Annotated in this window: 4 protein-coding genes and 1 pseudogene; all 5 read right to left on the reverse strand. The window is 73.8% G+C overall.

What is annotated here, in order from left to right:
* A pseudogene (locus AC13HU_RS29990) lies at nucleotides 1-424 on the reverse strand (hypothetical protein); the annotation flags it as partial.
* 58 nt (nucleotides 425-482) lie between these two features.
* Nucleotides 483-2,003 carry a UDP-N-acetylmuramoyl-L-alanine--D-glutamate ligase gene (gene murD, locus AC13HU_RS29995; protein ID WP_483045118.1) on the reverse strand — a complete coding sequence of 507 codons (1,521 nt, stop codon included), beginning with the start codon at nucleotides 2,001-2,003 and terminating at the stop codon, nucleotides 483-485.
* Complete coding sequence (gene mraY / locus AC13HU_RS30000; protein ID WP_483045119.1) at nucleotides 2,000-3,064, reverse strand: phospho-N-acetylmuramoyl-pentapeptide-transferase; 1,065 nt, start codon at nucleotides 3,062-3,064, stop codon at nucleotides 2,000-2,002. Before mraY ends, murD begins: the two co-directional genes overlap by 4 nt.
* Nucleotides 3,061-4,509 (reverse strand): UDP-N-acetylmuramoyl-tripeptide--D-alanyl-D-alanine ligase, encoded by a 1,449-nt coding sequence (locus AC13HU_RS30005; RefSeq protein ID WP_483045120.1) that lies wholly within the window; start codon nucleotides 4,507-4,509, stop codon nucleotides 3,061-3,063. The genes mraY and AC13HU_RS30005 overlap by 4 nt, the downstream gene beginning before the upstream one ends.
* Nucleotides 4,506-6,110: UDP-N-acetylmuramoyl-L-alanyl-D-glutamate--2,6-diaminopimelate ligase (locus AC13HU_RS30010; protein WP_483045121.1), on the reverse strand; the 1,605-nt coding region annotated here is incomplete at its 5' end. The genes AC13HU_RS30005 and AC13HU_RS30010, both read right to left, overlap by 4 nt.

Raw genomic sequence — 6,110 nt, forward strand, 5'->3', positions numbered from 1 at the left:
CACCGGAACGCCGGGCGCCGCCGGGTGCTTTGTCGGCGCCGGCCGGTCGGCCGCTGCTGATACGGCGCCCCTCGTCGGCACGGCCACCGCCGCCGGGAACCCCGTCGGCGCCGGCCGGTCGGCCGCGATCGGAGAGTTGACCTTCGCCGGGCAACCGCCCCCGGCCGCGACCGGAGGCGCTACGGCCGGCCGGCGGCAGCGGATCGGCGCCGCGGGTCCCGGGTGCGCCCTTTGCCGCGTCACCGGCGCGCCGGCCGGCCGCGCGTCCTGCCTGCGGGGTACCGCCCGCGGCGCCGCCGACCCGCCCGGCCGGCGGCACACGGTCCGTAGCGGGGGTGCGCGAAGACGCGCCGTCGGCCTGGCGGCGGCCCGACGGGGGCAGACGGTCCTCGCCGCCTTGGGCGGTGAAGCGGTCTCGCGGCATGCGTCCCCTCCTCGGTGCGCGGGTGCGGCCGGCCGCCGCCCCGGGCCGGGGCCGCGGGTCAGCGGCCGTGGTCGGCCGGGCCGACCTCCTCCGGTCCGCCGCCGCGGGCGGCGAGGGCGCGTACCGCCTCGGCGAACAGGTCACCGCGCTGGTTGTAGTTGGTGAACATGTCCATCGACGCGCAGGCCGGGGCGAGCAGGACCGTGTCGCCCGGCTGGGCGAGGTCGCGGGCCGTGCCGACGGCGGCGGACATCGCCCCAGTGTCGGTCCGTTCCAGCTCCACCACCGGTACCTGCGGGGCGTGTCGCGCGAGCGCTTCGCGGATCACCGCCCGGTCGGCGCCGAACAGGACCACCGCCCGCAGCCGGGACGCGGCCGCCGCGGCCAGTTCGTCGAACTCCGCGCCCTTGGCGAGGCCGCCGGCCAGCCAGACCACCGACGGGTACGACACCAGCGACGCCTCGGCCGCGTGCGTGTTGGTGGCCTTGGAGTCGTCGACGTAGGTGACGCCGTCGAGGACGGCGACCTCGGCGATGCGGTGGGCGTCCGGCCGGAAGGCGCGCAGGCCCTCGCGTACGGCGTCCGGTTCGACCCCGTAGGCGCGGGCGAGCGCGGCGGCGGCCAGCGCGTTGGCGATGTTGTGCGGGGCGGGCGGGCGGACGTCTTCGACCTCGGCGAGCTCCTGCGCGCGGCGCTGCCGGTCCTCGACGAAGGCGCGGTCCACGAGGATGCCGTCGACCACGCCGAACTGCGAGGGCGCGGGCGCCTGGAGGGTGAAGCCGACCGCCCGGCAGCCCTCTTCGACGTCGGCCTCGCGGACCAGGCGCTCGGTCTGCGGGTCGGCGGTGTTGTACACGCAGGCGACCTGGTTGCCGGTGTAGATCCGGCCCTTGTCGGCGGCGTACGCGGCCATCGAGCCGTGCCAGTCGAGGTGGTCGGGCGCGAGGTTGAGCACGGCCGCGGAGTGCGGGCGGATGCTCGGCGCCCAGTGGAGCTGGTAGCTGGACAGTTCGACGGCGAGGACATCGTAAGGGGTGTAAGGACCGCCCTCCTGGTCGCCGAGGATGACATCGAAGAGCGAGACGCCGATGTTGCCGACGGCCGCGGTGCGCAGACCCGCCGCGGTGAGGATCGCGGCGAGCATGCGGGTGGCGGTGGTCTTGCCGTTGGTGCCGGTGATGGCCAGCCACGGCGCCGCGCCGGGTCCGCGCAGCCGCCAGGCGAGTTCGACGTCGCCCCACACCTGCACGCCCGCGGCCCCGGCGGCCGCGAACAGCGGGCTGGACGGCTTCCAGCCGGGGGAGGTGACGACCAGTTCGGTGCCGTCGGGGAGGGTGTCGGCGTCGTCGAGGCGTACGGCGATGCCGAGCGCCTCCAGTTCGGCCGCCTCGGCGTGCTGCTTGTCGCCGGCCGGGCCGTTGACCACGGTGACGCGGGCGCCGAGTCGGTGCAGCGCCCTCGCGGCGGGCACCCCGGAGACGCCGAGCCCGGCGACGGTGACCCGGGCGTCCTTGAAGTCGGCCGGGTCCTCGAACCGGGCCGAGTCGCCGGCACCGGCGCCGGGCTGAGTGCCCGTCACGATGCCGCCACCCAGGCCGCGTAGAACAACCCGAGGCCGACGGCCATGCACATGCCCTGGATGATCCAGAACCGGACCACGATCAGGACCTCGCTCCAGCCCTTGAGTTCGAAGTGGTGCTGGAGTGGCGCCATCCGGAAGACCCGCTTGCCGGTGAGCCGGAAGGAGCCGACCTGGATGACCACGGACATGGTGATCAGGACGAACAGGCCGCCGAGGATCGCCATCAGGAGTTCGGTGCGCGAGCAGATCGCCAGACCGGCCAACGCCCCGCCGAGCGCAAGCGAGCCGGTGTCGCCCATGAAGATCTTCGCCGGCGAGGTGTTCCACCACAGGAAGCCGAAGCAGGCACCCATCAACGCGGCGGCCACCACGGCCAGGTCGAGCGGGTCGCGCACCTCGTAGCAGGCGCCGTTGGCGCTGACCGGGGCGCCGCACCACTCGCCGTGCTGCCACACGCCGATGACGGTGTAGGCGGCGAAGACCATCACGGACGCGCCGGTGGCCAGGCCGTCGAGACCGTCGGTGAGGTTCACGCCGTTGGACATCGCCAGGATCATGAACAACGCCCAGATCACGAAGATGACCGGGCCGATCGACCAGCCGAAGTCCGTGGTGAAGGAGAGCTTCGTGGACGCCGGGGTCTGGCCGCGCGAGTCGTGGAAGTTCAGCGCGAGCACCGCGAAGCCGATGCCCACGATCAGCTGGCCGGCCATCTTCGCCTTGGCCCGCAGACCCAGGCTGCGCTGCTTGACGATCTTGATGTAGTCGTCGAGGAAGCCGACCAGGCCCATGCCGACGGTCAGGAACAGCACCAGCACACCGGAGGCGGTGGGCTTGTCACCGGTGGCCAGCTTGGTGACCACATACGCGACCACCGTGGCCAGGATGAAGGCGATGCCGCCCATGGTGGGCGTACCGCGCTTGCTGTGGTGGGCCTTCGGGCCGTCGTCCCGGATCATCTGCCCGTAGCCCTTGCGGGCCAGCAGGCGGATCAGCAGCGGGGTGCCGAACAGCGACAGGAACAGTCCCAGGACGCCGGAGACGAGGATCTGCTTCATCGGGTGGCACCCTCGCGGGCCGCTCCGGGGCCGGCGGCGCCGCCGGCCTCGATCAGCGCGAGGGCGACGGACTCAAGCCCGACCGACCTCGATGCCTTCACCAGCACGACATCTCCCGGCCGCGCCCCTGCGCGTACCAGGTCGACCGCCGCCTCCGCGTCGGACACGTGCACCGACTCCTCACCCCACGAACCCTCGTTGTAGGCGCCCATTTGCAGCCATGCGGCTTCCGTACCGCCGACGGCCACGAGCTTGCTGACGTTGAGTCGGACGGCCAGCCGCCCCACCGCGTCGTGCTCCGCGAGCGACTGCTCGCCGAGTTCGGCCATCTTGCCCAGCACCGCCCACGTACGGCCCCCCCGAGCCTGTGCGGTGCGGCCCATCGCCGCGAGTGTGCGCAGGGCTGCCCTCATGGATTCCGGGTTCGCGTTGTAGGCGTCGTTGATGACCGTCACGCCGTCGGGCAGCTCGGTGACCTCCATCCGCCAGTGCGAGAGCGGGCCGGCCGCGGCGAGCGCGGTGGCGATCTCCTCGACAGGCATGCCGAGTTCACGGGCGACGGCGGCCGCGGCGAGCGCGTTCGACACGTGATGCTCACCGTACAGGCGCAAGGTCACTTCGGCGCACCCGGAGGGTGTGCGCAGCGTGAAAGTGGGCTGACCGCTGGCGCCCAGCGTCACGTTCTCGGCGCGTACGTCCGCTTCGGGGGCTTCGCCGAAGGTCACCACTTTCGCCTTGGTTCGGGTGCGCATGGCACTCACCAGCGGGTCGTCGGCGTTGAGTACGGCGATGCCGCCCTCGGCCTCGGCGGGCAGTGCCTCGACGAGTTCGCCCTTGGCCTGTGCGATCTGCTCGCGGCCGCCGAACTCGCCGATGTGCGCGCTGCCCACGTTGAGCACCAGCCCGATCCGGGGCGGGGTGAGCCCGGTCAGGTAGGAGATGTGGCCGATGCCGCGGGCGCCCATCTCCAGCACCAGGTGGCGGGTGCCCTCGTCGGCGCCGAGCGCGGTCAGCGGCAGCCCGATCTCGTTGTTGAACGAGCCGGGTGTCCACACCGTCGGCGCCAGGCGCTCCAGGAGCTGGGCGAGCAGGTCCTTGGTGCTGGTCTTGCCGGCCGAGCCGGTGAGCGCCACCACGGTCGCGCCCAACTGCTCGATGACGTGCCGGGCGAGCGCGCCGAGCGCGGCCTGGACGTCGTCCACCACGATGGCGGGCACACCGACCGGCCGGGCCGCGAGCACCGCCACCGCACCGTCGGCGACCGCCCCTGCGGCGAAGTCGTGGCCGTCCGAGCGCTCTCCGGCCAACGCGACGAACAGGGCGCCGGGGACCACCTCGCGGGAGTCCCTGACCACCGGACCGGTGACGCGTACCGCACTGTCCGGTATGTCGTGCGTGCTCCCGCCGACCGCACGTGCGACCTCGGCGAGGGTGAGAGGGATCACTGTTCTTGTCGGTCCTTATCGATCGCGGCGCGCAGCACCTCTCGGTCGTCGAAGGGGCGCACCTCTCCGGCGATGTCCTGGCCCTGCTCATGTCCCTTGCCGGCCACCAGCACGACGTCGCCGGGCCGCGCGAGCGCGACGGCGGCGGCCACCGCGGCGGCCCGGTCGGGTTCGACGATGACGTGTCCGCGCTGCGCGGCCGGCACTTCCACCGCGCCGGCGAGCATCGCGGTGAGGATCTGCAGCGGGTCCTCCGAGCGGGGGTTGTCGGATGTGAGCACGGCGGTGTCGGCGAGCCGGGCGACGGCCGCGCCCATGGGACCGCGCTTGGTGGCGTCCCGGTCGCCGCCGCAGCCGAGCACGGCGTGGATACGGCCGTCGGTGGTGGTGCGCAGCGCGCGCAGCACCGACTCGACGGCGTCGGTCTTGTGGGCGTAGTCCACGACCGCGAGATAGGGCTGCCCGGCGTCGACCCGCTCCAGCCGGCCCGGGACGCCGGGGACGGCGGCGATGCCGTCGGCGGCGGTCTGCGGGTCGAGGCCGGCGGCGGCCAGGGCGGCGAGCGCGGCAAGGGTGTTGGCGACGTTGAACGGGCCGGGCAGCGGCGCCACCGCCCGCACCCGCTCGCCCTTGGGGCCGATCGCGGTGAAGCGGCTGTCGATCGGGCCGGCCTGGATGTCCTCGGCCCGCCAGTCGGCGTCGAGGCTGCCCTGCGCGGAGAACGTCACCAGCGGCACCGTGGCCTCCGCGACGAGCCGGCGGCCGTACTCGTCGTCGAGGTTGACCACGCCCAGGCGGCTGCGCAGCGGGGTGAACAGCCGCGCCTTGGCCTGGAAGTAGTCCTCCATGCCGGAGTGGAACTCCATGTGCTCCGGGCTGAGGTTGGTGAAGACCGCGATGTCGAAGACGGTGCCGTCGACCCGGCCGAGGATCAGGGCGTGGCTGGAGACCTCCATGACCGCCGCGTCCACGCCGCGTTCGCGCATCACCGCGAACAGCGCCTGGAGGTCGGTGGCCTCGGGGGTGGTGCGCTCGCTCTTGATCCGCTCGTCGCCGATCCGGGTCTCGACGGTGCCGATCAGGCCGGTGCGGCCGGCCGCGTGGCCGGCGCGAAGGCCGCCCTCGGCGAGGTAGGAGGTGGTGGTCTTGCCGGAGGTACCGGTGATGCCGATCCGCAGCATGGCCTCGCCGGGCCGGCCGTAGACGACGGCCGCGAGTTCGCCCATCTCGGCGCGCGGGTCGGCCGCGGTGAGCACCGGCAGCCCGGTCGCGGCCGCGCGCTGCGCTCCGTCGGGATCGGTCAGTACGGCCACCGCGCCGGCCTGCGCGGCCTGCGCGGCGAAGTCGGCGCCGTGCACGCGGGCGCCGGGCAGGGCCGCGTACAGGTCGCCGGGGCGGACCGCGCGGGAGTCGTGCGTGATGCCGGTGACCTGCGGGCCGTCGTCCGCCGGGGCTGCCACGGACGGGCCGAGGCGGCGGGCGAGGTCGGCCAGCGGTGTGGGGCGCACGTGCGCCGGGCGCGGCGCGCCCGGCTGTCTGAGGGTGGGTTGATCAGCTTTGGGCACGGCGGCGAGGTTACCCGGCGAGCCGGGGTCCGGGCC

Source organism: Streptomyces sp. NH27 (assembly GCF_056859195.1).

What these genes read in the sequence shown, in the direction of transcription:
- mraY (WP_483045119.1), bottom strand. Translation starts at nt 3,064, where the DNA reads ATGAAGCAGATCCTCGTCTCCGGCGTCCTGGGACTGTTCCTGTCGCTG.